1 protein-coding gene is annotated in these 1,979 nt (G+C 70.0%); it reads right to left on the bottom strand.

Translation table 11 applies throughout. The annotated features are described in order from the left end of the window. Window positions 1–3 precede the first annotated feature (3 nt). Window positions 4–1,979, bottom strand: a 1,976-nt coding sequence (gene acs / locus ABT014_RS34405) for an acetate--CoA ligase (RefSeq protein ID WP_350643785.1), incomplete at its 5' end; no start/stop codon positions are given.

Genomic DNA, 1,979 nt, shown 5'->3' with positions numbered 1-1,979 from the left:
GGGTCAGCTCTTGCTGTCGGTGGTGGGGAGTTGGGCCTGGATGAGGTTCATGACGGTGGTGTCGGCGAGGGTGGTGGTGTCGCCGATCTCGCGGCCTTCGGCGATGTCGCGCAGGAGGCGGCGCATGATCTTGCCGGAGCGGGTCTTGGGGAGTTCGGCGACGATCTTGATCTGCTTGGGTTTGGCGATCGGGCCCAGGGTGCGGCCGACGTGGTTGCGCAGGTCGGCGATCAGGTCGCCGTCGTCACCGTTGCCGTCGGTGGTGGTGGTGGCGGTGGAGCGGAGGATGACGAAGGCGACGATGGCCTGGCCGGTGGTGGTGTCGGTGGCGCCGACGACGGCGGCCTCGGCGACGGCGGGGTGGCCGACGAGGGCGGATTCGACCTCGGTGGTGGAGATGTTGTGGCCGGAGACGAGCATGACGTCGTCGACGCGGCCCAGGAGCCAGATGTCGCCGTCCTGGTCCTTCTTGGCGCCGTCGCCGGCGAAGTACTTGCCTTCGAAGCGGGACCAGTAGGTGTCGAGGTAGCGCTGGTCGTCGCCCCAGATGGTGCGGAGCATGGCGGGCCAGGGTTCGGTGAGGACGAGGTAGCCGCCGGAGCCGTTCGGGACCTCGTTGGCGTTGTCGTCGACGACGGTGGCGGCGATGCCGGGCAGGGCGCGTTGGGCGGAGCCGGGCTTGGTGTGGGTGACGCCGGGCAGGGGGCTGATCATCATGGCGCCGGTCTCGGTCTGCCACCAGGTGTCGACGATCGGGGTGGTGCCGGCGCCGATGTGGTCGCGGTACCAGATCCAGGCTTCGGGGTTGATGGGTTCGCCGACCGAGCCGAGCACGCGCAGGGAGGTGAGGTCGAACTTGGTGGGGATGTCGTCGCCCCACTTCATGAAGGTGCGGATCGCGGTGGGGGCGGTGTAGAGGATGGTGACGCCGTACTTCTGGACGATCTCCCAGAACCGGCCCTGGTGGGGGGTGTCGGGGGTGCCTTCGTAGATGACCTGGGTGGCGCCGTTGGCGAGGGGGCCGTAGACGATGTAGGAGTGGCCGGTGACCCAGCCGATGTCGGCGGTGCACCAGTAGACGTCGGTGTCGGGCTTGAGGTCGAAGACGGCGTGGTGGGTGTAGGCGGCCTGGGTGAGGTAGCCGCCGGAGGTGTGCAGGATGCCCTTGGGCTTTCCGGTGGTGCCGGAGGTGTAGAGGATGAACAGGGGCTGTTCGGCGTCGTGCGCCTGGGCGGTGTGGTGGGTGCTCTGGCGGTCGACGACGTCGTGCCACCACAGGTCGCGGCCCTCGGTGAAGGGGGTGTCCTGGCCGGTGCGGCGGACCACCAGGACGTTCTCGACGCCGTCGACCTTGGTGAGGGCCTCGTCGATGGCGGGTTTGAGGGCGGAGGGCTTGCCGCGGCGGTAGCCGCCGTCGGCGGTGATGACGAGTTTGGCGTCGGCGTCCTTGATGCGGGAGGCGACGGCGTCGGCGGAGAAGCCGCCGAAGACCACGGAGTGGGCTGCGCCGATGCGGGCGCAGGCGAGCATCGCGACGACGGCCTCGGGGATCATGGGGAGGTAGATCGCGACGCGGTCGCCGAGGGTGACGCCGAGTTCGAGCAGGGCGTTGGCGGCGCGGGAGACCTCGTCCTTGAGTTGGGCGTAGGTCAGGGTGCGGGTGTCGCCGGGTTCGCCCTCGAAGTGGATGGCGACGCGGTCGCCGTGGCCGGCGGCGACGTGCCGGTCCACGCAGTTGTGGGCGACGTTGAGGCGGCCGTCGGCGAACCACTTCGCGAACGGGGGGTTCGACCAGTCCAGGGTCTCGGTCGGCTCGACGGCCCAGTCCAGCCGGCGGGCCTGCTCGGCCCAGAACCCCAGCCGGTCCTCGGAGGCCTGCGCGTACGCGGCGGCGGTCACGTTCGCGGCCGCGGCGAGCTCCGCCGGCGGCGCGAACCGGCGGTCCTCCTTGAGCAGGTTCGCCAGACTCTCGTTGCTCA

The organism is Kitasatospora sp. NPDC094015 (assembly GCF_040304075.1).
GTDB lineage: Bacteria > Actinomycetota > Actinomycetes > Streptomycetales > Streptomycetaceae > Kitasatospora.
The sequence above is the reverse complement of the archived record's forward strand: the minus strand, read 5'-3'. Positions and strand labels throughout refer to the sequence as shown.